Raw genomic sequence first — 23,112 nt, 5'->3', positions numbered from 1 at the left:
GGAGGTAAATATGGAGAACGCTAATGAGGGTATAATTCAGGGGAGTGCCTCATCTGACAAGGCTCCACAGGGTACCATCAGAAGTAAAGCAGAAAGCCTTGAAAGTCCGCAGCTGATCGTTTCAGCTGGTGGTACGCCACAGATTAAGCCGTCGAAAGAACCGTTGGTTTCCGGCAGAAATACTAAGGAGGCGCTGGTGAGCCATTCAACTGCAGCGGGGGGATTGTCCGTGGTTCCTGATGATTTTAACGATAAGGAGGGGAGCTGGACGACGATTGTTTCGGAAAACCCTTTCGACAATCTTTATCTCGATTATAAGCAGAATGAAGCCATTTCAGACGAAATGGTCAAGCGTAATTTTGAAGTGCTGGTACCTTTCTGGCGTGAAAAACAAATACTGCTCAATGGAGTAGCACGTGAGAAAATGAAGGCCAAATATGGCGAATCGGTCATCAATGAAGCTGAAAAAAAACTGGGGCTCGCCTATACCAAACTTAAGTCCCCGGAGAGCCGGAAGCTATATGCCGGTCAGTTGGATGAACAACGGGTCAGGCCGGGAATAGAAGCCATTAATCTGCTGCTGGAATCCACGCTTTTTGACGGGCATCTCAAAGAGGCAACCGCAAATTCTGTCGTGTTGAAAGGATTGGAAAAAGGAATGCATCTGCATGAGATTGTTGATTATGTATTAAAAATCCTTCAGGAGAACAATTTCAAACCAAGAGCAAAAAAAGATCATCCGGATCCATTGAAGAATCAATGGATGACAGATGAAGCATGGCGGAAAATTGTTGTTGAATGGCTGGGAGAATATGCATCAACCGTTGAAGAATTGGGTGAGATAACCTTTCGCAAAAAGGATATGTCCGAGTATTTCCTCAGAGATAAAAACTTCCTGCCTCCGCTGGTTAATAAGTTGACAGACAGTGCTTCCCGGACAGCTGAATTTCAGAGAATACTGGAAGAAGAAGAAGATACGGAAAAAAGGTATCTGAAAATTCTGTACCACCTAAACCCTTCGTTGCCGTTCAGGTTTAGAGATGAGGAGTATGATGATGTGAAGCAACTCCTGGACGCGGCCTGCCAGGCTTCCGCGTCGTTCTGGCTGGTGATGGAATTATTTACCAAGGGGTATTTGCAAATATGGCTTGCTGAGACGGCTCCGCAGGTTGCCTCACTCATTTCTGATAACAACAGTTCTGTTGACTTTCTCAGGTTTCTTTATTCAGTCAACAGGAATTATCCTTTCTATCTCAATACCAGAAAATTTGCCAGCCCTGAGGATTTGGTCAGTCACCTTAGCGGCAATCAGTCTAATTGGGCAAGTGTTTCCCAGTCCATAGAAAATGGGTATTTATCAACATGGTTTGCAGGCATTGGCAGGTCTGGCATTAATACCAATTATAACAGACATTTAGAGAAGGCGATTAATTCCGGATTATATAATGATGCGGAGCTGAAACTGGCCGCTGCGCAGGCTTTAATTTTGGCGATTGATCCTTCTTTCACGGAACCGATCGTGAGTGCTAATGTAAATGCAATCAGGTTGCTGGAAATTGAGGTGGGCGGTGTGGCGAGATATTTAATCAGGCTTAGGCTTATTAATTCGGCATTTGTTAAAATGAGAGTGGAACTGGACACTAAAATCGAGGGGATAACATTAAGCGAGAAGGAACTGGTATTTAATAGCTACACCGGCCAGATTGAAACGGAAATTTATTTAACGGTGGATTCAATCCAACTAATAAAGGACAAACTTTATTCTTTAAAGTTTGTAACAAAATCACCGTATGGAATAACGGAAATACCTATTGAATTAAAAACTGTCTTTCCTAAAAAGGCATATGCTGTCAAATTGGTGCAGTACGGTTTAATTGGCGCGGCCTATCTTGGATTGCTCAGGTACATTTTGGGCCTTCTGCTGAATGACCAGGGCTGGCTTTCACGAAAACCGTATCTTATCAGTCAATCTCCATTGTTGTCATTTTTACTTTTTGCCTTTTTTGTAGTGAGTACTATCTATTTTTACAGGTTTGTCAAAAAAGCGGAAAAAATATGAATAATGGGAAAATTGGCTTTTGGGGCGCGCTGGTTATCGTGGTTTTAATTTACATTCTGAGAGAATTCCTGGGTGGGCTGAGCGCATTTTTTTTCGTTCCGGTCGACAGACTTTTGTTTGTAACCGACAGTATTTCACCCGTTATCATGTGGATGTTGCTGGGAATGTTTATAGGAGTTGTTTATGGATCTTTTGTAGCTATAAAAAAATATAAACTTGAATGGAAATTACTTTTTTATCCCATTGGGGGGTTAATTTTACTCATTAATATTATTTTGCTTTTGTCTTTCGTGCATAGAGGAAATGAATCCGCTGTTGTTGAGAAAAATATAACAGCCAGGGCCGAGGAAATGAATGCTGCTTTTAACGAAAATCTGCGCAAGGGCATAGAAGCTGTCGACAATGAAGAGTCGACTAACGCGGTATATTATTTCAAGATGGCTGTGCAGTCCGACGGAGATAATCCGAAACTGGATAGCCTCGCAATATTGTATTCACAAATTGCTGCCAAAAAATGCAAGCTTTACAAACGACGTTCCAGATTAAAATATATATCCAATAATTATTATAAGTATGCAGCGACCCTCACCAGCCAAACGCCGGAAATATGCAAATAAAAGTTTACCTTCTTATTCTGATTTCGTTCTTATCCGTGAAGGGTTTTGCGCAAGAATTATTTCCTAAAAAGGAGTTATATCATGTTTGGATACTGGCGGGGGAAGATCTGGATGCAGGAAAACTGGATGATGCACTCCAGCTTTATCGGTCACATGCTGAGTATCCTAATTTTAGTCAGAAAATTCGGCAGATAACGCGTCTGAAAGAAATTTTGTCAGAGGGGGAAAAACTAAGAAAGAGAGGGAATTATGCGGGGGCGGTGGATAAGTTTAAAGAATACCGGAAACTGAAGGATATCGGGTCATTGGGGTATTTTGAAAGCAGGATAGAGGATTGTCTTGGACAGATCAATAAAAGGAATATTGCAGAACTGACTGCTCAGCAGAGAATTATTACCGGCTTTGAGTTTGCGCACAGGGGCAGGCAGAAGTTAAGCCGGATGGATACCGTCGGTGCGAAAAGAGACTTTAATAATGCAAGGGTTTTAGGTGGAAACAGAAACAATGTTTTAAAAGAGCAGTATGCCGAAGGTTTGCGTGTAACCGACGAACTGACACGGTGGGGAAGCAACTATCATAAAAGCCAGGCGTCGGGGCTACCATTGCCTCAGCAGATAGCATTACTGGAGAGTTACCGGAATATTCGTAACATAGATATTCCTGACATTGAAATGCGGATAAAGGAGCTGAGAACCGAAGCAGAGGGCATCGGATCGTTGTCCGGCATCGCAAGGTTATGTGACTCAGAGCTGTTGATCAGGTATGTCAGTACCCATAAGGAAAAAATCACAGCTTCGGGTTTTCTGCTCAGCCGTTTGAATGAGTTAAATAGTACGCTCAGAAAGATTCGTATGCTCAGGCAGGATACATTGAATATCCTCACCGTAAAGAGCGCCTATGCCAGTTTGTTTTCCTGGATTGATGAGATGCCTCAGGAAATCCGCACGGATATGCGGACCTGTATTCAAACCGAATATGACGCGTATATAGCTACGTTACCTTCCGTGAGCCCTGTTGTAATTCCTGCGAAGCCCGCTGTTGAGTGTAAGGGCCGGGAAGATTACGAACGAGGTATTTTATTGATAAAGAAAGAGTTGTATGGTTGTAACTTGCTTCGTGCGAGATCGTTATGGATTGCCAATGTGTCATATCTGAAAGACTGTGATAACATCACCGAAGTATTGAATCAGCATAAAAGCCTTGGTGATTCCATAACAAGGATGGTCCGGAGTGACAGTCTTCTGAGACTCTACCGGGAACAGATCCAGAAAATGGTGGTAGCCGGGGAGTGTTCAAAAACGCCGGGCGTGTATGAAAGGATGAAACTTTTGAAAGTCTGTAACCAGGAAGAATTGAATGAAGAAGTAAGGAGGGGATTAGCGGAAACCAGAAAATGTAACAACATTTCGTGGTGGAAGCCGGAACTGGTGGCCGGATTTGCGGGGGTTGTTCCTAAATACAAGATTGCCGACAAGAAGAAAGAGGTTGAAAACGGTTGGACGGGTTCTGCCGGCGTGCAGCTGTCATACATTGATCACAAAAATCTGGCAGATTTCGTAATTGGTGTGGAGTATTTTCAGAGCAGCTATTCCTCGGTAGATAGTTACCAGTCGGCTCTGGAAGATTTTAAACTCTCCGGAATGAATGGCCTCTTGTCGATTAAGCTGCATCAGCCCAATACCAACCCCAAACGTTTACGTCCCTATCTCAGATTTGGTCCCGAGATTTTGATTCCGATATCTTACGAGTACAAAAATTATTCTCAATTTCAGGAGGTGTCCGGCACTGACCAGCTTCAGAAAACCGTTTTGTCCGTTACCGGTGCGCTTGGAATAGAAATCCAAAAAGCACATTTTGGTGCCTTTCTTGAATGTTTTGGTAATAATGGCCTGGGAAGTATCTATAATTCCCGCGTCTCCCACATGAATACGGCAAACCAGAAAATTGATGCCCGTATCAGTAAATTTGGTTTGAGGGCAGGATTCCGGATCTGGTAATTTTACTTAAATTTTGTGTCCTTCCGATAAACACCCTTTTTGAACGGGTCCGGATATTACGCGCCCTGCCGTTTCAGGTACGCCCATCTTCGAAACCAGGAGGAATGTTTGAAATTTTCAATAGTTCAAGTTGCCCAAAATAATAAGATTATGAAAAAGTTACAGATTTTTATTCTCTGCATGTTCACACAACATGCTTTTGGTCAGGACAAGTTAACGAAGCTCGAAGAAAAGGTTACCTCGGATGGAATTTCATACAAAATTAGCCAAAGGTCTTCATATCCGAATTCACGGAAGTTGTATTCCAATGCATCAAACAAGCTTGATAATGATCTGGCCATCATACCTGTAAATGTTTCTAGAGTCGCATTTTCGACCATTGATATGGGTAAAGATGAATCAAAACGGAGGGATGGCCTCATCAAGAAATCTTTTGAGCTGAAATCGCGTCCTATCCCTGATGACACGCTATTCGTAAACTACAAGATAACACGTCAGGGTAAAATTCTAGAATTGAGTTTTTTAATAAAAAGCAATTCAAAGATATCTGTGGATGATCTTTCCTTAATTGAAAAAACACTAAAGAATGATTATGTCATAAAGCTGGACTCCAAGCAGTTCAAGGAAATGAAATATATAGGATATTCGGCTCCATTGGCACTTCCAGGCGTAAAGAATCTTTAAATCGTAAGTTCTCAGGAAGCAGCATTCTACCAATTTCGTTAAAATCTAGGTCTACCGGACGCATACTAAATTTTTGCATAAATCCCTTCGTCCCCCGATTACCTTTTGAGAGGACCTCCTATATAATGATGTACATGTTAATCATTATAAACAGGAACTCTTATGAAAATCAGATCCGCTTTCAAATCCGTTAGGGTAGTTGTCTTTTTTATCGGTGTGTCAGTCATTGGCCAGGCGTGCACAAGTAATGAGTCGGGCCGGTATGAAACCTCCTCATACGGCGTCACAGACAGCCCTTGTGAATCCTATCAGCAAAACAACTTTGCCCTGCTCAACAGCAACATACCAAAAATGGTACAGATGGCCCAAAGGGCTGAGGCCGGTCAGGATCCAAGCGCCTGGGAGATCGCATCGTCTCTTGGTTTCCTGGTTCAGATCAGCAATAACGAGAAAAAAATCCAGGCCGAATGCCCGGCATCCTTCGCGCTTTATGAAGAACAACGGGACGAAATCCTGGCGATGCACGGGCTCGGTGCTCTTCTGGAATACTTTGTCCGGAGCAACAACTGACCCTTGAACCGCCAGGCATTGGCTTGCCCGGGTTGAAACTTCTTGTATTTAAATAGTTACTTTTTTTGTTCACGGGGAGTTAGTTAAGACTAAAATTATTATTTTAGTGATGCTATTAGGATTTATAACCCATCATTTTTTCAGTACGTGAACCCTAACTCAACTGTTTGCTTACCATACTCAACCGAACAACTTCTTTACCAAGGCCTCAGAAATCAGGAAAATGATGCGGTAGAATGTCTGTACAGAAAAGTTTATCCCGGTTTCCGAAACTATGTACTCAAAAACAGCGGTTCGGAAATGGATGCGGAGGATTGCTTCCAGGAGGGGCTTCAAAGCTTTTACTTTAACCTTCAGACCGGTCGTTTTGTACTCGATAAGGCCAAAATCTCCACGATCGTTTTTGACTATTGCAAAAAAAACTGGCAAACCGTACTGAAAAGTGCGCGCTTCAGACTGAATACGCCCTTGTCAGACGATCAGGATCCTGAAAGCGACGATTCCTTTTTGAAGGATACGATCGGCAATGAAACAATAGCTTTGGTAAAAAAGGCTTTTGAGAAACTGACCGGGAACTGCCGTGAGGTGATCCGGATGTTTTACCTGGAAGCCAAATCACTGAGGGAAATCGGTATGGTACTGGGTATATCGGAAGATACTGCTAAAAACCAAAGACATAAATGCATGAAAAAATTAAAGGAAATTGTCTCAGACTTTGAACAATGGCACTGACAGACGAACAAATCGAACGTATCGAAGGAAGAGCCAACGGGACACTTTCTGAGGAGGAAACAGCCTTGCTGGAACAGGAACTGGGATTGAACCCCGCACTGCAGCAGGAGGCTGCGGCATATCTGGATGTTTACTGGGCATTAAAGTCGATGGCACTTATGCCACACCTGAAGGGTATACATGCCAGGTTAAAAGAGGAAGAGATGGAAGCTGTACAGGCGGAAACGGTCAGGCCGCTGATTCCTGACCAGCCCGGGAATGTTTTCAGCTTAACCCGTATCAACTGGGGATGGGCCGCCGCCGCTGCGGTGGTATTGTTTGTTTTCGGGGTGGGTATAGTGAATTACCGGCACAAGCAGAACGACAGGCTTTATGGCATGTACGAACAGACACTTGAAAAATCGTTTGTGATGAGCAGGCCGGAGTATCCTGCTTTCCAGGAAAAAAGCGGTGAACTAAAAGCGTATGAGAAATTTCGTTCCGGGGTGGATCTTATGAAAAAAGGGCAGCCTGAAAAAGCAGTTCCTTTACTTGAAGCAGCATTACGATCTCAGAACAAGAAGGTCAGACAGGAGGGAGAGTGGTTTCTCTCCCTGGCCTACCTGAAAATGAACGAACGTAGAAGAGCACGTAAACTAATCGACCAAATTGCCTCCGAGCCCGATAGTAAATTTAATAAACAGGCCCTGCGGCTTCGGTCCGCCCTCTAATCAAAGTGGCCATGCGATAAACTCATGTGTTATTTGATTTAAGAGCAGAACTAAAAAAAATAAGAAAAACGACGTTACCTTTCTGTACCTACTTCGATATATCATCAGAATCGCCTGAAATTTTATCCTTCTTTTCGTTATGGTAAAAAAGTATTCCATCGGTCGAAATCCTGAAAATTTGATCAGCATACCTGATCACCCGTCGGTAAGTGGCACCCATGCCTATATTACACCGATCTCCGAAAATGAAATGTTGGTTGAAGATAATGATTCTACCAATGGCACATTTGTAAACGGTCAGATGGTCAGTTCTTATGTCCTGCATCCTGCTGATGAACTAAGGGTTGGAAAGGTACGAATCAAAGCCGAGCAGCTTTTTCAAAAAATTGCCAGACAGGCAAAACCGGCAGGTCAGGGTAATGCGCAAAAGCCTCAGCGCAAACCACAGGTGGTTGACGTATCCGATCAGTTTGAACAGCTTAGGGCAGTATTTGATAAGTACCGCCAGCGTAAGCATCAACTGGCAGTGATCAGAGAAGGAAACTGGTTGGAAAAGCTGTTAAGGATTATATTTCCTGTAGGATCCATTTTTAGGAATAAAGCGCTGGAATTTCAGGTTCAGAAGGAAAAACTGGACGATTGGTTCCAGGAAGTGTATGTATGCCCTAACTGCAATACCCATTTTGGTAATATGAGGTGGGAGTTGATCGCGAAAAAGAAGAATTGCAGGAACTGTAAGGCGATACTGGTAAAATAGTGGAATCCATTAAAAAGTGTAAAACGTTATGAAAAAGGAACTGAGTAAGGAAAATAAACAAAAGATTCAGGCAGCAGCAGCTGGTGCTGCGGGAGGTTTTGCTGCGGCAATGGGTGTGCAGTATGGCGATGATATCATTGATGGCTTGGACGTATCGTCCGAAGACGAGTCATTTGAGCTTACAGGTGAACTTCCTGCCGAGCCTGTGGAACAGGACTCAGACTATAGTGAAGCAATAGCCAGTAAAGTTTCAAATGGTGCAATTGCAGGAGACTCAGCAGTGCCCGAAGAGGAAGTGATAAACGGTTTGGCATTTGATATGAATGGGGACGACATAATAGATGCTGTAGAGTATGACATCAATAACGACGGCCAGATGGATACTGTGCTGCTTGATATCGATCAGGATGGCGTTTTTGAATATGCCGGGGTAGACACGAACGGCGATTTTGTGGCCGACTCCCATTTTGTGGATATCAATGGAGACCAGTGGTATGACCTCGGTATTGACGAAAATGCGCAGGAACAAGAAATTGTCAGTTACGGAGATGAAGAGGATATGGACCAAGGTTCAGATGTTGTTATTGGTGAAGGCGAGGATGACATTGCCATAGATATGAACAATGATATGGATATTTCTGAATGGGCTTGAGCAGATATTATAAAACAAAAAATTACCTACAGAAGGTTACCCATCCGGCTCCGGGCGAAGTATAGTAATAGTTGTAATTTATGAATGCCCTCCTTGGCTTAAATCATTTCCTAAAATACCAATCATGGCTGAAAGTACGAATGATCCCGAATTGACCAACAAAGGACATAGAGCCCCGGAGAAAAATACGGACAGGCCGAAAAACAACCTGGCAGGAATAGGGGCTCCTGCCGCAGGGGCGGCAACGGGGGCGGCGGTTGCGGCTGGTATCAAATTCAGTGATGATATTATCGAGGCCCTTGCAGGAAATCCGGAGGCCGACGCTGTCCCGGATCAGGATCCCAACGAACCGGAAAATGCTCCTGAGGCAAACACCAATACTGTTACGACCCCTGCGACCCCAATCGCTCATACACCAAATGAAACGGTACCCCAGGGAGAGCCAGACTCTGATCAGAACGGTAACGCAATCATAGATCAGACTGGCGGGATAGGTTCGCAGGAACACAATGAAACTGTGGATGCTATAGAAGTCGGAGGTGAAGCCCAGGGAGACGTTACAGACGGCAGGGATTCTGGTACCGACGAAATAATTGAGGCGGTGGACACTGATGAGAATTATCCGGACTTATTCTTTGTGGATACGGATGAAGATGGCTCCTTCGATGTGGTGGAAATGGATATAGACCACGACGGCGTCATTGATGCCTTGTACGTGGATGATGAGTATACAGCTGAGGAAGAGCTGTCAGATGAAGCTGAATACCAGGATGAGCCGACTCAGGATGATACAGAAGACGCTTATGAAAACGACGACACCTACGAGGATTACGACTCCGATGAGACCCTGGACCTGAATAGTATTCTTTAATTGACCTTCTCTGGAATTATGTTTGTTACAATAGGCCGTTGCGCGCACTGTAAACAGAATCTGGTTTTGGATTCCAAGCACCCCAGCCTGCGCCCCGGAAATGACCTTGAAATAAAATGCCCGAAGTGCAAGCAGATTACCACCATAAAGGTACCTGCTGAAAAAATAGCAAAACCCGCCCAGCATAAGGACGAGCCAGACCGGTCTGCCATCCCTGAGGTTTCCGAAATGGGCTGGATAGTTGTCCACGACGAGTTCACTCCTGAACAGACCTTTCCTCTTAAAATTGGGAAAAACAGGATAGGGCGCTATTCGCCAGATAAACCCTGCGAAGTGATGATCAAAACCAATGATACCTTTATGAGCAGGAACCATTCCGTCATAGAGGTCAAAGAAAAGGCTGATGGTAAGCTGATTTACATTATTTCCGATATCGGCAGCACCAATGGAACTTTCATTAATGCGCTCCGGCGGCTCTCCGAATATGACAAAATCATCCTTTTGGATGGAGATACCGTACAGTTGGGAAGAACCAAAATTGTACTAAAAACTAAGGAATCTACCCAAAGTTCATCCGAGGCTTCGAGGAAAGTGAAGCGAGAGGGCTATATGAAAACCGTAGTGATAACCCACTGATTTGCCCCGCAGGCCGTCAGCTGACAACAAAGTATGCTTCCTGAACAGGTTTAACCATGATGAAAATAGAAATATACGAGCCCCTGGCCCTCCATGAGATCGGCCGCAGGGATAATAATGAAGATAATATTTTCCCGGAAAAGGGGAGTGCACAAACCGGAGACAGGTTATTCGTAGTTTGTGACGGGATTGGCGGAAATGCGAAAGGAGAGGAAGCAAGCCGTATTGTCTGTGATGCATTTCGATACAAAATTGATGGGGTTTCCAACCCCACTCTCATTGCCGACGCCCTTTGTTACGCTGAAGAACAGATAGATCATTTTATTTCCCAAAACCCTGGTGCAAAAGGCATGGGTACTACACTTACCCTTTTACATTTGCACGAAAACGGTGCTACCATTGCGCACGTTGGGGACAGCAGGGTATATCATATCCGGGACAGAACCATCCGTTTTGTTACCAATGATCATAAGTGGGTCAACAAGCTGGTACTTTCCGGGGATCTTACACCCGAAGAAGCACTGCATCATCCGCAGCGAAATGTCATTGATCGTGCTGTGCAAGGCCGCAAGAATCGCCCCACACAGGCCGATGTAAATCAGATAACCGATATACAGGCCGGAGACTACTTTTTCCTGTGTACTGATGGTATCCTGGAGGGGATTGAAGAAGACGAACTCGTGAATATTCTGGCTTCGGATGGGTCTGACACCGACAAGTTAGGACAGATTGAAAAGAACTGTCTGGTTAAATCAATGGATAATTACTCCGCATATCTGGTCAGAGTGGAGTCGGCCACGGGAAGCGCCAGAGCCTGGACTTCCTCTGTACTGACTTTAAAGGACGACGGAGACGTAATTCTTGCGGAAGATGCCAATCCGGACGAGGAAGTGTCCGAAAACAAGCATTCTGAGGGTGAGGGGAAGGATGGGGAGCGTAAAAGGAGGGTCGGCCCGCCGCCGGTGCAGCCTCCTCTTCCGCCTGAACCGCTCGCCGTGGCAAATACGATTATCCAGTCGGTCAATCGGACGATTGTGTTGGCGGTAATTGCTGTATTATGTTCGGTTGTGGTTGGGGGAGGATTTTACCTTTATAAAAAAATAGAAAAAAGAGAGAAACCGGTTGACTCAGGGTTTGAAATAGAATTTCAGCCGAAGCCGGCACAACCGGAAAAAAGTGACGAGGGGAAGGCAAAAAAGGAGGATAAGAAAAAAGAAGACGATAAGGCAAAAAAGGAGAATGTGGGTAAGGATGATAGTAAAAGCAATAAGAAGTCATCCGAAAAGAAAAAGGAAAGCCAGAAAGAGAGTAAGAAGGAAGATAAAAAGGAAGATAGTATAGAAGAAAATTCGGCGCCCGAAAACAACAACAACTCCAACGCTAACCCGCAAAGCTGAAATGAAATACCACTTTTGTTACCTCACGCTCGTGTTGATGTGCCTGTGCATTTCCCGTGGGTTCGGGACCACTTATGCTATCGTGGCTGCAGTGGCGGATTACAAATATTATCCGCCAACCGATGGGGATTTAAGATATACAGTATCGGATGCACAAAAATTTTATACTTTTTTGAGGAGCAATGCGGGGGGGAATATACCATCCAATCAGATCCGCTATATGGTGAACAGGAAAGCAGGGAAGGCAGAAATTGTTGCTGCTATGAAGTACATTTTCCAGTTTGCAAAACCTGAGGACAAAGTGATTTTTTACTTTTCGGGACATGGTGACCCAGGTGCATTTATTCCATACGATTATGATGGAAGCGAAGGTAGCCTGCTATTACACCGGGAGGTGAAGGAGATATTCAAACGGTGCCGGGCCAGAACAAAAATTTGTATGGCTGATGCTTGTTTTTCAGGTTCAATTACCCAGAAAAGGGCTTTGAAAGTCCCGCCACCCGTAACGGCAAAGGACGTCAAAGGAAGCGATGTATTGATACTGATGTCTTCCAGACCGGACGAAACCTCTCTGGAATCGTCGGAAATTGAGCAAGGGCTTTTTAGCTACTTCCTGCTGAGAGGCTTACGAGGATATTCGGATACCAATAAGGACCGGAAAGTCACCATCCAGGAGCTGTTTGAGTATTTACATTACAATGTTTCGAAGACGGCCAGACAACGCTACGGTTCGCCTCAGCATCCCATGGCTTACGGACATTTTGCCAAAGACCTGATTATAACCCAATATTAATGTATACTCACCATTATGGAAAAGAAGTACTATTTTCTGAAAGGCAGCTCGCAGATGGGCCCTTACACGATCGAAGAAATCAACATTTTTAACCTCCCGCCGGATACCCTGGTATGGTATGAAGAACTGGGCCCCTGGAAAAAGTTGAAAGATGCCCCCGAAATGTGGAATCGGACCAACAGGCACCTGGCCCCAGTAAAAGATAACTCAAGATACTACTGGTATGTTGGTGGAGTGGTGGCATTCATCTTCGTGGTAGCCGTCTATATAGTAGGCACCAAAAAGGAAGGTTCTCAGGAAGTTGCAGAAGCGTTTGCCAGTAAGTTTGCAACCAATATGATGAAGGTCTGCAATCCGAGTACCGGGAAAAATGCCACCTATTATATGAAGGACTGGGAATGTGATGACAAAAGATATTCCATTGACGTAACGTCCTATTGGTATGGACAGCCCTATGGAGGTTACGAATGCAAGCATGAAGTAAGGGTGCTGCTCGAAGTAGATGAAGACGGATCCAATGCAGACTACAAAGTATTGGGTACCAATGATTGCATGGAAAATGATGCAAGAACCGATTCAAATATTCGGTCGGCACTCAATCGGTAAACCGACAACCGAATAAGCTCACCTCCCAACTTATGAAACTGATTAACACCAAAATAAAGGCCTACACGCTTTTGCGTGAAATCTCAGCGGGGCAGAACAGTATTCTTTTTTATGCTAAGTATGAACCGGGGGCCGAAGTCGCGATTAAAGTACTCACAGATGACGCAGACCTGGTCCGGGCAGCGCTCCGTACCCATTTTTGTACGCAGGCCAAGCTGCTTGTAGCCGTCATCAGGATTTGGCTAGGAAAGTCCGCGCTCAATACAACAATTCAAACAATTCGTGTACGAAATCCTTTTCTATCATGTCATTCATAAATTCAAAGATTAAGGACTATACGATCCTGAGTGAGATTTCGGCCAAGGGAGCACAGGGGGCACTTTATTATGCCCAAAATGATCTGGGTGCAGAAGTTGCGATCAAGATACTGCACAAGAGCAATGCAGAAAATGTTACCCTGCGCAAGCACTTCCAGAAGGAAGCCATGATCATGGCTTCGCTTCGTAATGACCATATCGTCAGGGCAATGGATTTTTACCAGGATGAGCAGACGGTGGCTATTATTATGGAATATCTGGACGGGCAGGATCTGGAAGCTTATGTTTTGGAAAAGGAAAGTAAGGAGGGTTCAGCCGCGCTACCGCTCGACATCGTGATGAAATGGTATGGTCAGATATTACCGGCTTTTGAACACGCACATGGCAAAGGGTTGGTCCATAGGGATGTAAAGCCCTCCAATATCTTTCTGACATCCACAGGAAATATAAAAGTGCTGGATTTTGGAATAGCCAAGATACTGGAGGAAACGGAAATGGAACATATCAAGATCAGTTCCATGGGAAGCCTTACTACCTCGGGTACGCAATACTACAAGAGCCCGGAGCACCACCTGCGCCCTACAACAGTGAATCATCTGACGGATATCTATGCCCTTGGGCTGATGTTTTACATCCTCACCACTGGGGAGGAACCGTACATTCATGAGCAGCTAATGGACGACGTACTCTTCAAACCACTTGGAGAAGTACCTGGCTATCCCAGGCCGGTATATGAGGTACTGCTTAAAGCAACGGCCAAAAAAAGGGAAGAACGCTATGCCAGCTGCACCGAATTCCTGGAAGCACTTCAGCTTGCGGTAACTGCAAAGGAAGGCGTAACAGGATTTAAGACGGGCCCTACGGAAATTGTTGTGGACGAGTCTAAAACGCCCCGGCCCGAACCGCCAAAAGGAGAGCAAAAAATTGAGACGGGTGAGACCTTACCTCCACCACCAAGAATCACCCCTCCTCCTCCACGGGCTGTTTACAGGGTATATTCGCAGGTGGCTATCACCATTGCGGCTTTCATCGGAGGAGGTTTAGCGGTGGGGTATATGCTGTCCAGAAATGCAAAGCGGCTGGATAATGGCAATAATGCGGTGCAGTATTTTCTGGGAGCTGCTTTTGTTGGCATGATGGCTTATATGCTCATACCTTATCATAAACTGAGCGATGATGAACTGTTCCAAATGTTTTTCCTCATCCAGGCGGTGTCTGCTGTGGTTACTTATTTCGTTGTGGAAGCCAGCCAGAAAAAACTGATTGAAAAATACGTAGTGTATGAAGGAGGAGAGTATGAGCCTGCTTCGGGGATGATCGGCCTGCTGATTGCTTTCTTTTTTATCAATATCGTGGTGCTGATACTGGCTCTGATGGTTTCTTCCAGTTAATTGCGAAAAAAGTTTTGAGCAGCGGATTACCTTTTTGTTTCTGATCCTATTCATCAAAGCGGGAGGCATCAATGCGAATAATGAATCGGTCCCGGCAGGTTCATAAACAGGTGTAAAGATTTGAAATATGTCAATGATCAATACCAAAATAAAAGATTACGCCATCTTAGATTTTATTGTCCATGGGATAATTTTCATTTAATAAACAAAAGGAAATGAAGAAAAACACACTGGTTCTCCTGTTTTTTATCGGTATCGCGGGCGGGATGGGTTATCTGTTATTCGGGAAGATAAAAAAGGAGCAGTCCGGAGATGCGGAAGTTGCCAACGCCTTTGCCTACAACTTTACGGTGCGATTAATGAAACAATCAAATCCCGTAACCGGCAAGGATCCCCGATTTAAGATCAACAGCTGGAAATATACGAAAAAGGGGTATTATGTATTGGACATGGAATCCTTGTGGACAGCCAGTTGCGAGGGTAAGTTTCCATGTAAGGAATGTGAACTGGGCCAGTCGCTGACGCTGCATGTATACAAAGATGGAACGATCTACGGTTTTTCGGTTTATGGAAAAAACACCTGCGCGCAGGCACAAGAAGTTTACGGCACAGCATCAATCGGTTTTGACGAAATGACCGATCGAAATCCGCTTTACGACTACTATCAAAAATACAAATAGAGTGAAGTATTTAATAATCAATTTTTAAATGTAATCTAACTGCTCAGTTGTTATGAAGTTCAAATCAAATACAGGGAAATATCTTGTTCTGGCATTCGTTTGCGTAACCGCCCTGGCGGGCTGCGGTAAAGGGGATGAAAAAGATTTTGCGGAAGAGCTTGCCAAAAGAATATGTGTCATCATGAATGAGGATAAAGGCCGCGAGCGGGCAAGAAGCCCTTTTGAAGGAATTACCTATCTGGATCCCGACCATGAACTGACGCTTGAACTTGAACCCGGCGGACTGCTCACTTTTCTGGATCCGTCGCAAAGCGGAACTGTCGGATTTAATGATTATGAGTCGGCGCTGGGGGAGCTAAAGGGTAACCTGGCCTGGACTTTACGGGCCAATATGCCTTCGGGTGAGCGGGTTTCGGCATCCACTACCCAGGAATTGATGGGTGTACTTGTGGACGATAACGATAATAAAATCCAGGTGGAGATCACCTTTGATGTTGAGTCCGAGGCGGATGGTGACAAAAGGAGTTTTGATATTTCCTCCATTGATATTAAGCGGGGATCGGTGCAGGTTGGAGACGACGACCCGGTTAAATTATAATTCTCTTCCAATCCGAAAACACATCACCATTATCTAAAATATGATTGCCGTAGAAGTCAGAAGCTTTTCTTTTCTGAAAGGATACCCGGTCGAAACCTCAGTCCATGGCGGAGGTTTCGTTTTTGATTGCAGGTGTATTAAAAACCCTGGACAGGTGGATCATCTGAAACCATTAACGGGACGAGACGGCCCGGTTGCCGATTATCTGCTGACAGAAACGGATATGCCCGCCTTTCTGCTTGAGATACAGGCAATTCTGAAGCGGAGCATTACCAGCTATCTGAAGAGCGGTTATGACTCGTTGTCTGTATCTTTCGGATGTACCGGCGGGCAGCATCGCTCACTGTACGCTGCCGAACAGACTGAAAAATGGTTGTTGCAGGAATTCAAGGATAAGGTGACCGTAGTGAAAAATCACAGGGAATTCCCGGAATAGGTCAGCGGCCTGTCTGCATGGCGCGTTCATAAAGTTGCGGGTTCCCCATGGTCATCACTTTTAGTATATCCTGTTTTTCGGCAAGATAGACCCGGGCAAAGTCATTCCCGCTTTCGCGGATCGTGGAGGAATTATCGATTAGATCACATAATTTGATGGTTTGAGCGTCAGGCGAAATCTGTGACAATCGTTCGCATTCCAAAGCTTTTCGCTGTCGGCGGTTCAGGTCGGGATAGTTCTCTTTTACGAATCTGTCGGTAAGCTCCATCACGAGAGAAACGATCTTTCGGGCTTCCTCTTCCGAAAGTTCTGTTGCGCTTAGTATCTGATAGAGTTGTGCGTCGCTTGTGGAAGTATCTTCAACTACATCATGCAGCAGGGCTGCACAGACCATTTCAGTACTGCCGCCATATTCTTTCACAAGGTTAGCCACGCCTATAAGATGATGAATGTAGGGTTCGCCGGTATACTTGCGCACTTGATCTTTATGGGCGTACCTGGCAAGTTCAAGCACAAATTTTTCAAGACGGTCAAAGGAGTCAGTTTTTTTCATTTTGCGAGACGTTTTGTACTATTTATAAAGTTCAGCCCCCACTGGTATTCATATTCATCCTTTTCGGACTCCGTCCTAAAATAATAGCTCAGGTAACTCGTTTCTCGCAAAAACAGGATATCCCGGCTGTCGAGCCTTCCTATCCTTTCAAGATAGAGTACTATTTCTTCAACTATTTTCATAATGATAGGCTGTTAATCTGTAACAGGTCATTTTCCCGGGTATCTGTTCTATTTTTATACATATACCAGTTTGCTGTCGCTTAGCTCCTTTTCCCCGTCGAACCGGTAAGCCGCCAGGTGTCCATTTTTTGCGATGCTGAAATCAAGGCAGCAAAGGTTCTGCTGAATCAGCACCGGAGTACCCCGTAACCAGTAATGACCAAAAAATACAGGCTTGCTTTCATGATTATAATAATCGGCGTTTGGCAGTAAACTTAGGTCGACAGGGGTTTCAGGCAATGTCGCTATGGGATCCACGCTGATCTCGCTGTACGACAACTGCATGGGGTTTTTCCACCACTTTACCCTGATCTCATTGCGTTTGGTTCCATCTTCATCCTCGTAATAATGGCCTGCGGGGAGGGTGATCTGCTTACCTCGTAAGGTAATTTCCAATGCTGTGGTCAGTTCAGTTTCTTTTTTTTCAGACTTATAAATCAGATCATCCGTCAGTTTTCCATTTGGTAATGTTTTACTTAAAAAAGCAATGCTTTGGTTGTCCCAACCCGCATGGACTGCTCTGAAACTTTCTGTCTCCTGAAACAAAGCAAGTGTCTTAAACCATTCAATATAATCGTCATATTCTTTCTGCCGGTTATGGAACTGCCTGATGGTTTCATAGTGCTGAATCATGTTTTTGATCAGGTGTTTGCGTAAATGTCCGCCGCCTTCCAGCTCATAATGGAATGTGATAGCATTAAATTCATGATTTCCCATGAGTGCAGTTGCGTTGCCACTATCCACCATATCTTTTACTATTCGCAGGGTTTCCCTGATTTTCGGCCCGCGGTCGATATAGTCTCCAACAAAAAGTACCTTTCTTTCGGGATGGGAATAACTTCCGTTCCGGTGCGTGTAACCCATTTTAAGCAGTAATTCTTCAAGTTTGTCTGCGTGTCCGTGGATGTCTCCGATGAAATCTGTCATAAGTAAAAAATTAAAGTCGGTTTAAGATGCCAACATCATCAGAGTGGGGTAACGATGTTATGTATACGTGATTGATTTCCATTTTGATTATGGCCCTGTTTAAACCGTGTTTATGTATATATAGGAGAGGAGGGGCGGAGGTAACCAAAAATCATTATTTTTTTTGGTAGTGGACAATAGAGAAATGAACCATAAGGAGGATAAGCTATGACATGGGGCCGGCCTGGTCATTACAAAAGTACCTTTCATATAGCCGGCGAAGTAGTACAGGGGCAGCGGAAATGTTTTTCTTCATGTGCCAGAGGTATGCCGTTCAAGCGGTCAGTAGTGCGCCATTTTATCTCTCATATTCTTTTGAGCTGGGTCATGCCGGTTTTTGTGAAGGATCCACACATTCCATTAATTTTTTGCACGATGTATGATTCCAGTCGAAATGAATATCAATAGGTCCCTTTAAATCAGTAAATGATAATTCGTCTTTACTGCGATAAATAAATGAAACCGTGCGTTTGGGCTGTCCGATGTTAAAAATCTTCATTCCCGCTTCCGGGTACGCCTCCATCAGGCTTTGAAGAAGGTCCGCATCGCTGAATTCCAGGCATTTCAGTGTAAACCTTATTTCTCCGTCCCAGTTCAGGTAAAGCAGGTGGGGATAGTTGTCGGTTATTTTAAAGTAAAAATTATAACGGCGGTGTTTGGGAAACGAACCGGAAAGGTGCAGCTCTGATGATTCAGGGAAATGTGATTTAATCTCATTGCGTAAATGGTCAATCGGGTCCATGCGTAATATGAATTAGTGGGTATTAGAATTGTCACAGGAACAAATATACCGACGAAGGTTCAATTTTTCAATCAATACCTCTTTTTAAGCATCGTCGCGCAGACGATTTACCGGGATCGTAGCCGGTTTGATCGTGCACTGGTGCGATTTTTTAGTCACCGGTAAAAAACTTGTGGTTTTAGCGTATACGGGTTCTGGCTTCCGGAAAATGCAACGTTATACCCCGTTGTTAGCGTATAGTTACAAAAAGCATTTTGGGCCGTCCAAGATGTCAGACACATCAGATCAAACTTAACTACTCACTCATGAATACGATAGAATACGATATCCGGAATGACTTTTCTGACCTTAGAGAATTTGCACTAAGCCTTTCAGAAACCTTCGACAATATGGGGGCGGTGATACTGGACAACCGCAATGTGATCAAAAAGATAGAGATCCCGCAGGGTACTTTTGTGATTAAAGACTTTAAGGGAATGTATTTTTTTAACAGGCTGGGTTACTCCCTGTTTTCCAGGTCAAAAGCGGAAAAGTCGTTCAGGAACTCTCAGAACCTGAACAAAAGGGGGATCAGTACGCCTGCACATGTAGGATGGATCAATTACTACAATCTGGGTTTGCTCAAAAGGAGTTTTTTTATAAGTGTCTATCATCCTTATGAAACCCTGCGCGAGACACTTAAAAGAAATTTGAACAATAAACCGCATCAATCGCTTTTGTATCATCATCTTCTTAAATTCATCATCAAACTTCATAAAGCCGGGGTATACCATGACGATTTTTCCTTAACCAATATGCTGGTGAAACCCACGAAAGAAGGGTACCAGTTTTCGCTGGTGGACCTGAACCGCATCAGATTTATGAAGGTGAATTTCCGGCAGGGGCTGCAAAATTTCGGCAAACTGGAAATTCCGGAGGCAGACCTCGAAAAGCTGATCAGGGCGTATGCTGTTGAAGCAGGAGAGTCGCCTGATTCTGCTGTTGATCTGTTCTGGGCGGATAACAAAAGAAGGTTATATCTGCGCAGATTTCGTAAAACCTTAAGGAGGTATACCCTGACCCCGCTTGAAAATTTTTATAGAAAAGGCATATCGCGGTATTGGAGCCAGCCCTGCAATGCATTGCTTTTTTGTTACTTCACAGAAATAAGTGGGAATGTGCAGAGCTGGTGATTAATTTTCAACAATGTGTTGCCTATATTCAGCAAATCAAAAAGAAGTGTTTTATAAATGACCTTTGATAAAAAAATAAATGCATGGAGACGGGCTCTGATGCAGAAGCTGACCAGAAACATTGGTCCTGCAGAAACAGGTAACGGTCCGTCGGACAAGAGCGAAATTGTAAAAATACTGATCAGCAGACCTAATCACAGGCTGGGAAATCTCTTGCTGATTACCCCCCTTGTACAGGAAATTAAGGAAACGCTTCCGCATGCCCGTGTGGACCTGTTCGTTAAGGGTAATCTGGCACCGCTGGTATTCCGTAACTATGATAATGTGGACACCATTATTCAGTTGCCTAAAAAGCCTTTCAGTGATTTCTTTGGATATCTGGGAGGTTGGCTAGCGATTAAAAGAAAACGTTACGATATGGTGATAAACGTTGTCGGCGGTTCTTCTTCCGGAAGAGTTTCCGCCCGGATGGCCAATGCCAAATACCGCTTCTTTGGAGACGCCGAGCAGGATACTTCCGGAAATTATCCTGATCATGCGCATCTGGGTAAATCTCCCGTGTACCGTTTCCGGAATTATTTAAAAAAATGGGGTTTGGGTGAGCGTGAGCAAAAAATTGCCCCTTTGGACCTGAAATTATCTCCGTCGGAAATAGAGCAGGGAAAACGTATTCTGGACGAGCTGGTCTTGAACGCTAACCCGACTATCTGCCTTTTTACCAATGCAACAGGTGATAAACGTTATCCGGATACCTGGTGGAAGGTATTTTATGAAAGGTTAAAAACGGAGTTTCCTGGCTGTAATATTATCGAGGTTCTGCCAGTTGAGAACATCTCACAGATTGATTTTAAGGCTCCGGTCTATTCGCATCCGGATATCCGGGTGATCGGATCTTTCATTGCCAATACTGCTGTTTTCATTGCTGCTGACAGCGGTATGATGCACCTCAGCAGCGGTGTTCAAACTCCAACCATTGGATTATTCAAGGTAACTGCCGAAAAATCTTATGAACCATACAATCCCGGAAGTGTTGCTATCAATACCAATGTGAGTGGGCTGGAAGACTATATCGATGCTGTACGGGGCATACTGTTGCAAAAGGGAAAAAACCGGGATGTGTACAAAAAGGAAATGTAATACCTCCTTACGAGTTGGGCGTGGTGCTGAGACTGCGTCAGGGTATGAAGCGGCCTCTGCCGGAGTTCCAGAGCGGAGACCGGTCATTAAAATTCGCACAGATTTCCCTACTTCCAGATCGTATCAGCACTGTAAACATCCAGCCCTTTTACCTCAATGGCATTTCCCCAAAACTGAAACCCTTCCTTGTTACCCTGAGCGGCCCGCCTTTCCAAGGAATATGAGTAAGCACCCCCGTCGATAAATACCTCGATGGATGTCCGGTCGATGTAAATATCCGCTGTGATTTCCGCACTCGTCATATCTTCCGGTGAGTAAAATACCCCATTCACCAGATTGAAATTCAGGTCATAATTGAGAATGTTCTGTCCAAAAAGACTTAAACCCGCACTGGTAGCGTGCGATAGCTTTATCGTTGTTTTGATACGCAGCCGGTCAGTATCTTTGAATTCCTTTAATTTGTTGTTGGCTTCTGCCGCAGCTAATACAGGCCATTGATGAATCAGCTTAAACAATTTGCCTGTTTCCTTCACCGGGACGCTGAACAGCCTTACCCCATTTTTGGTGGTTTGCAGGGTCAGTTCTGTGGGCAGGAGCATCATGCCGTTGAAGGGCATTCCCGGATGCGACACCCTGCCCCAGCCGATCTGTATCCTACGCCCGTCTGACTCAGGAATGTTGGTGAAGGTTTGTGCTGCGTATATCGTACCGGTGGTATAATAATGCTTGCCGGATTCCGGCCGGAAGGTTTTGCCGTCAAATGAACCGACCATGTAAGTATTGGAAGCACCATACATAACCCATTTGGTTTTACTTCTGTCGCCGTCAACGGGAAGTTCGAACAGGTCAGGGCATTCCCAGAAACCAGTAACGTGACTTTCGGCTTTCCAGTCTTTCAGGTTTTTGGAAGTATAAATGGTATGGCCGTCGCGCTCATTCAGTACGAGCACCCAATGCTTGCCGGGTTTGTACCAGAATACCCGGGGATCTCTGGTGTCCTTGCTGTTCCATTTTGCTTTTGAGTCGATCACCGGATTTTGATCATATTTCGTCCAGGTGCGACCTTTATCCAGGCTGTACGCAATACACTGAACTTCCTTTTCGGGAGAATCTGCTGTGTAGACAGCCACCATCGCCGGGGTGTTACCTTTGTTAAAACCAGCAGTATTGTTGTAGTCAATTACGGTTGATCCCGAAAACATAGTACCCAGGTGATCAGGACTCAGAGCAGTTGGCAGTTCTTTCCAGTGAAGCATATCCTCGCTTACGGCATGCCCCCACGACATATTTTCCCACTCTTTTTCATAAGGATTATGCTGGTAAAAAAGGTGGTATTCGCCTTCGTAAAAGATCAGCCCGTTTGGGTCGTTGTTCCAGCCTCTTCTGGAAGTAAAATGAAATTGTGGACGATTTTTTTCTCTGTAAAGTGAATCCTGCCCCGCTATCTGATCAGCCTGGTAAATTTTATCCAACCCTGCGGCATGGCCATCATAGCTGATTTTAATCGTCTGTCCTCGTAAGGCGGCCATATCACAGAATACCCAATACTCTGGGTCAGCTGCCAGTCGTATTTTAAAGGCGCGTTCCTGCTTCCCACCTACCTCAAATTGCATGGTACCTCTGTTTTGCTTTTGAGAAACGGGAAGGTTGAGGTACCTGTTGGTGATTTTAATCGTAATGTCTGCAGCCTGGGAGAGGGATAGTCCTAAGCAGGTAAAAAAGAGGATTAGAAAAGTTCTGATCATTTTCATAATTGATTTCCGGGTAGTGATTTCTATACCAGACATTGCTTTGGCTTAAGTAAACATGGGTGGTGCC

General features: G+C 44.6%; 26 protein-coding genes. 21 read left to right on the top strand and 5 right to left on the bottom strand.

Annotated elements, in window-relative coordinates; all coding sequences use genetic code 11:
• Window positions 1–10 precede the first annotated feature (10 nt).
• From KOE27_RS13530 to KOE27_RS13440, 19 genes are all read left to right on the top strand, one after another.
• Window positions 11–2,059 (top strand): hypothetical protein, encoded by a 2,049-nt coding sequence (locus KOE27_RS13530; protein ID WP_215239393.1) that lies wholly within the window; start codon window positions 11–13, stop codon window positions 2,057–2,059.
• Entirely contained in the window at window positions 2,056–2,676 is a 621-nt protein-coding gene (locus tag KOE27_RS13525) for a hypothetical protein (protein WP_215239392.1), read from the top strand. The genes KOE27_RS13530 and KOE27_RS13525 overlap by 4 nt, the downstream gene beginning before the upstream one ends.
• On the top strand, window positions 2,667–4,673 hold the full coding sequence (locus KOE27_RS13520) for a hypothetical protein (protein WP_215239391.1): 2,007 nt from the start codon (window positions 2,667–2,669) through the stop codon (window positions 4,671–4,673). The genes KOE27_RS13525 and KOE27_RS13520 overlap by 10 nt, the downstream gene beginning before the upstream one ends.
• Before the next feature lie 150 nt (window positions 4,674–4,823).
• Window positions 4,824–5,357, top strand: coding sequence for a hypothetical protein (locus KOE27_RS13515; RefSeq protein ID WP_215239390.1), 534 nt, complete (start codon window positions 4,824–4,826; stop codon window positions 5,355–5,357).
• A gap of 162 nt (window positions 5,358–5,519) precedes the next feature.
• Entirely contained in the window at window positions 5,520–5,927 is a 408-nt protein-coding gene (locus KOE27_RS13510) for a hypothetical protein (protein ID WP_215239389.1), read from the top strand.
• 147 nt (window positions 5,928–6,074) lie between these two features.
• Entirely contained in the window at window positions 6,075–6,659 is a 585-nt protein-coding gene (locus KOE27_RS13505; protein WP_215239388.1) for an RNA polymerase sigma factor, read from the top strand.
• Window positions 6,650–7,369 carry a hypothetical protein gene (locus tag KOE27_RS13500; RefSeq protein WP_215239387.1) on the top strand — a complete coding sequence of 240 codons (720 nt, stop codon included), beginning with the start codon at window positions 6,650–6,652 and terminating at the stop codon, window positions 7,367–7,369. The genes KOE27_RS13505 and KOE27_RS13500 overlap by 10 nt, the downstream gene beginning before the upstream one ends.
• 139 nt (window positions 7,370–7,508) lie before the next feature.
• On the top strand, window positions 7,509–8,126 hold the full coding sequence (locus KOE27_RS13495) for an FHA domain-containing protein (RefSeq protein ID WP_215239386.1): 618 nt from the start codon (window positions 7,509–7,511) through the stop codon (window positions 8,124–8,126).
• A gap of 28 nt (window positions 8,127–8,154) precedes the next feature.
• A complete protein-coding gene (locus KOE27_RS13490) occupies window positions 8,155–8,778 on the top strand; it encodes a hypothetical protein (protein WP_215239385.1) in 624 nt (207 codons plus the stop codon).
• A 124-nt stretch (window positions 8,779–8,902) separates the two neighbouring features.
• Complete coding sequence (locus tag KOE27_RS13485; protein ID WP_215239384.1) at window positions 8,903–9,649, top strand: hypothetical protein; 747 nt, start codon at window positions 8,903–8,905, stop codon at window positions 9,647–9,649.
• A gap of 66 nt (window positions 9,650–9,715) precedes the next feature.
• Window positions 9,716–10,285 carry an FHA domain-containing protein gene (locus KOE27_RS13480; protein WP_215239383.1) on the top strand — a complete coding sequence of 190 codons (570 nt, stop codon included), beginning with the start codon at window positions 9,716–9,718 and terminating at the stop codon, window positions 10,283–10,285.
• A gap of 56 nt (window positions 10,286–10,341) precedes the next feature.
• Window positions 10,342–11,682, top strand: a complete 1,341-nt coding sequence (locus KOE27_RS13475; RefSeq protein WP_215239382.1) for a PP2C family protein-serine/threonine phosphatase — start codon at window positions 10,342–10,344, stop codon at window positions 11,680–11,682.
• A gap of 1 nt (window position 11,683) precedes the next feature.
• On the top strand, window positions 11,684–12,475 hold the full coding sequence (locus tag KOE27_RS13470) for a caspase family protein (protein ID WP_215239381.1): 792 nt from the start codon (window positions 11,684–11,686) through the stop codon (window positions 12,473–12,475).
• A gap of 15 nt (window positions 12,476–12,490) precedes the next feature.
• Window positions 12,491–13,081, top strand: a complete 591-nt coding sequence (locus KOE27_RS13465; protein WP_215239380.1) for a DUF4339 domain-containing protein — start codon at window positions 12,491–12,493, stop codon at window positions 13,079–13,081.
• 32 nt (window positions 13,082–13,113) lie between these two features.
• Window positions 13,114–13,398, top strand: a complete 285-nt coding sequence (locus KOE27_RS13460; protein ID WP_215239379.1) for a hypothetical protein — start codon at window positions 13,114–13,116, stop codon at window positions 13,396–13,398.
• Window positions 13,386–14,789, top strand: a complete 1,404-nt coding sequence (locus KOE27_RS13455; RefSeq protein WP_215239378.1) for a serine/threonine protein kinase — start codon at window positions 13,386–13,388, stop codon at window positions 14,787–14,789. The genes KOE27_RS13460 and KOE27_RS13455 overlap by 13 nt, the downstream gene beginning before the upstream one ends.
• 215 nt (window positions 14,790–15,004) lie before the next feature.
• Complete coding sequence (locus KOE27_RS13450; RefSeq protein WP_215239377.1) at window positions 15,005–15,469, top strand: hypothetical protein; 465 nt, start codon at window positions 15,005–15,007, stop codon at window positions 15,467–15,469.
• Window positions 15,470–15,521: 52 nt separating this feature from the next.
• Window positions 15,522–16,067: a hypothetical protein gene (locus KOE27_RS13445; RefSeq protein ID WP_215239376.1), complete on the top strand. Its 546-nt coding sequence runs from the start codon at window positions 15,522–15,524 to the stop codon at window positions 16,065–16,067.
• 40 nt (window positions 16,068–16,107) lie between these two features.
• Entirely contained in the window at window positions 16,108–16,503 is a 396-nt protein-coding gene (locus KOE27_RS13440; protein WP_215239375.1) for a RapZ C-terminal domain-containing protein, read from the top strand.
• A gap of 1 nt (window position 16,504) precedes the next feature.
• On the opposite strand, the gene KOE27_RS13435 is transcribed toward KOE27_RS13440, so the two are convergent.
• From KOE27_RS13435 to KOE27_RS13420, 4 genes are all read right to left on the bottom strand, one after another.
• Complete coding sequence (locus KOE27_RS13435) at window positions 16,505–17,056, bottom strand: HD domain-containing protein (RefSeq protein WP_215239374.1); 552 nt, start codon at window positions 17,054–17,056, stop codon at window positions 16,505–16,507.
• Complete coding sequence (locus KOE27_RS13430; RefSeq protein ID WP_215239373.1) at window positions 17,053–17,238, bottom strand: hypothetical protein; 186 nt, start codon at window positions 17,236–17,238, stop codon at window positions 17,053–17,055. The genes KOE27_RS13435 and KOE27_RS13430 overlap by 4 nt, the downstream gene beginning before the upstream one ends.
• Before the next feature lie 54 nt (window positions 17,239–17,292).
• Window positions 17,293–18,204: a metallophosphoesterase gene (locus KOE27_RS13425; protein ID WP_215239372.1), complete on the bottom strand. Its 912-nt coding sequence runs from the start codon at window positions 18,202–18,204 to the stop codon at window positions 17,293–17,295.
• Between the two features lie 364 nt (window positions 18,205–18,568).
• Complete coding sequence (locus tag KOE27_RS13420; RefSeq protein ID WP_215239371.1) at window positions 18,569–18,985, bottom strand: hypothetical protein; 417 nt, start codon at window positions 18,983–18,985, stop codon at window positions 18,569–18,571.
• 305 nt (window positions 18,986–19,290) lie between these two features.
• Here KOE27_RS13420 and KOE27_RS13415 point away from each other — a divergent pair, with 305 nt between their 5' ends.
• Both KOE27_RS13415 and KOE27_RS13410 read left to right on the top strand, forming a co-directional pair.
• Window positions 19,291–20,157, top strand: a complete 867-nt coding sequence (locus tag KOE27_RS13415; protein WP_215239370.1) for a lipopolysaccharide kinase InaA family protein — start codon at window positions 19,291–19,293, stop codon at window positions 20,155–20,157.
• Between the two features lie 57 nt (window positions 20,158–20,214).
• Window positions 20,215–21,294, top strand: coding sequence for a glycosyltransferase family 9 protein (locus KOE27_RS13410; protein ID WP_215239369.1), 1,080 nt, complete (start codon window positions 20,215–20,217; stop codon window positions 21,292–21,294).
• A 107-nt stretch (window positions 21,295–21,401) separates the two neighbouring features.
• Here KOE27_RS13410 and KOE27_RS13405 read toward each other — a convergent pair whose 3' ends face one another.
• Complete coding sequence (locus KOE27_RS13405) at window positions 21,402–23,081, bottom strand: glycoside hydrolase family 32 protein (protein ID WP_229252765.1); 1,680 nt, start codon at window positions 23,079–23,081, stop codon at window positions 21,402–21,404.
• Window positions 23,082–23,112 lie beyond the last annotated feature (31 nt).

This window comes from Dyadobacter sp. CECT 9275 (genome assembly GCF_907164905.1).
Classification (GTDB): Bacteria; Bacteroidota; Bacteroidia; order Cytophagales; family Spirosomataceae; genus Dyadobacter; species Dyadobacter helix.
This window is presented reverse-complemented; position numbering and strand designations above follow the sequence as displayed.

What these genes read in the sequence shown, in the direction of transcription:
- KOE27_RS13530 (WP_215239393.1), top strand. Translation starts at nt 11, where the DNA reads ATGGAGAACGCTAATGAGGGTATAATTCAGGGGAGTGCCTCATCTGAC.
- KOE27_RS13525 (WP_215239392.1), top strand. Translation starts at nt 2,056, where the DNA reads ATGAATAATGGGAAAATTGGCTTTTGGGGCGCGCTGGTTATCGTGGTT.
- KOE27_RS13520 (WP_215239391.1), top strand. Translation starts at nt 2,667, where the DNA reads ATGCAAATAAAAGTTTACCTTCTTATTCTGATTTCGTTCTTATCCGTG.
- KOE27_RS13515 (WP_215239390.1), top strand. Translation starts at nt 4,824, where the DNA reads ATGAAAAAGTTACAGATTTTTATTCTCTGCATGTTCACACAACATGCT.
- KOE27_RS13510 (WP_215239389.1), top strand. Translation starts at nt 5,520, where the DNA reads ATGAAAATCAGATCCGCTTTCAAATCCGTTAGGGTAGTTGTCTTTTTT.
- KOE27_RS13500 (WP_215239387.1), top strand. Translation starts at nt 6,650, where the DNA reads ATGGCACTGACAGACGAACAAATCGAACGTATCGAAGGAAGAGCCAAC.
- KOE27_RS13495 (WP_215239386.1), top strand. Translation starts at nt 7,509, where the DNA reads ATGGTAAAAAAGTATTCCATCGGTCGAAATCCTGAAAATTTGATCAGC.
- KOE27_RS13490 (WP_215239385.1), top strand. Translation starts at nt 8,155, where the DNA reads ATGAAAAAGGAACTGAGTAAGGAAAATAAACAAAAGATTCAGGCAGCA.
- KOE27_RS13485 (WP_215239384.1), top strand. Translation starts at nt 8,903, where the DNA reads ATGGCTGAAAGTACGAATGATCCCGAATTGACCAACAAAGGACATAGA.
- KOE27_RS13475 (WP_215239382.1), top strand. Translation starts at nt 10,342, where the DNA reads ATGATGAAAATAGAAATATACGAGCCCCTGGCCCTCCATGAGATCGGC.
- KOE27_RS13470 (WP_215239381.1), top strand. Translation starts at nt 11,684, where the DNA reads ATGAAATACCACTTTTGTTACCTCACGCTCGTGTTGATGTGCCTGTGC.
- KOE27_RS13465 (WP_215239380.1), top strand. Translation starts at nt 12,491, where the DNA reads ATGGAAAAGAAGTACTATTTTCTGAAAGGCAGCTCGCAGATGGGCCCT.
- KOE27_RS13460 (WP_215239379.1), top strand. Translation starts at nt 13,114, where the DNA reads ATGAAACTGATTAACACCAAAATAAAGGCCTACACGCTTTTGCGTGAA.
- KOE27_RS13455 (WP_215239378.1), top strand. Translation starts at nt 13,386, where the DNA reads ATGTCATTCATAAATTCAAAGATTAAGGACTATACGATCCTGAGTGAG.
- KOE27_RS13450 (WP_215239377.1), top strand. Translation starts at nt 15,005, where the DNA reads ATGAAGAAAAACACACTGGTTCTCCTGTTTTTTATCGGTATCGCGGGC.
- KOE27_RS13445 (WP_215239376.1), top strand. Translation starts at nt 15,522, where the DNA reads ATGAAGTTCAAATCAAATACAGGGAAATATCTTGTTCTGGCATTCGTT.
- KOE27_RS13440 (WP_215239375.1), top strand. Translation starts at nt 16,108, where the DNA reads ATGATTGCCGTAGAAGTCAGAAGCTTTTCTTTTCTGAAAGGATACCCG.
- KOE27_RS13435 (WP_215239374.1), bottom strand. Translation starts at nt 17,056, where the DNA reads ATGAAAAAAACTGACTCCTTTGACCGTCTTGAAAAATTTGTGCTTGAA.
- KOE27_RS13430 (WP_215239373.1), bottom strand. Translation starts at nt 17,238, where the DNA reads ATGAAAATAGTTGAAGAAATAGTACTCTATCTTGAAAGGATAGGAAGG.
- KOE27_RS13425 (WP_215239372.1), bottom strand. Translation starts at nt 18,204, where the DNA reads ATGACAGATTTCATCGGAGACATCCACGGACACGCAGACAAACTTGAA.
- KOE27_RS13420 (WP_215239371.1), bottom strand. Translation starts at nt 18,985, where the DNA reads ATGGACCCGATTGACCATTTACGCAATGAGATTAAATCACATTTCCCT.
- KOE27_RS13415 (WP_215239370.1), top strand. Translation starts at nt 19,291, where the DNA reads ATGAATACGATAGAATACGATATCCGGAATGACTTTTCTGACCTTAGA.
- KOE27_RS13410 (WP_215239369.1), top strand. Translation starts at nt 20,215, where the DNA reads ATGACCTTTGATAAAAAAATAAATGCATGGAGACGGGCTCTGATGCAG.
- KOE27_RS13405 (WP_229252765.1), bottom strand. Translation starts at nt 23,081, where the DNA reads ATGTCTGGTATAGAAATCACTACCCGGAAATCAATTATGAAAATGATC.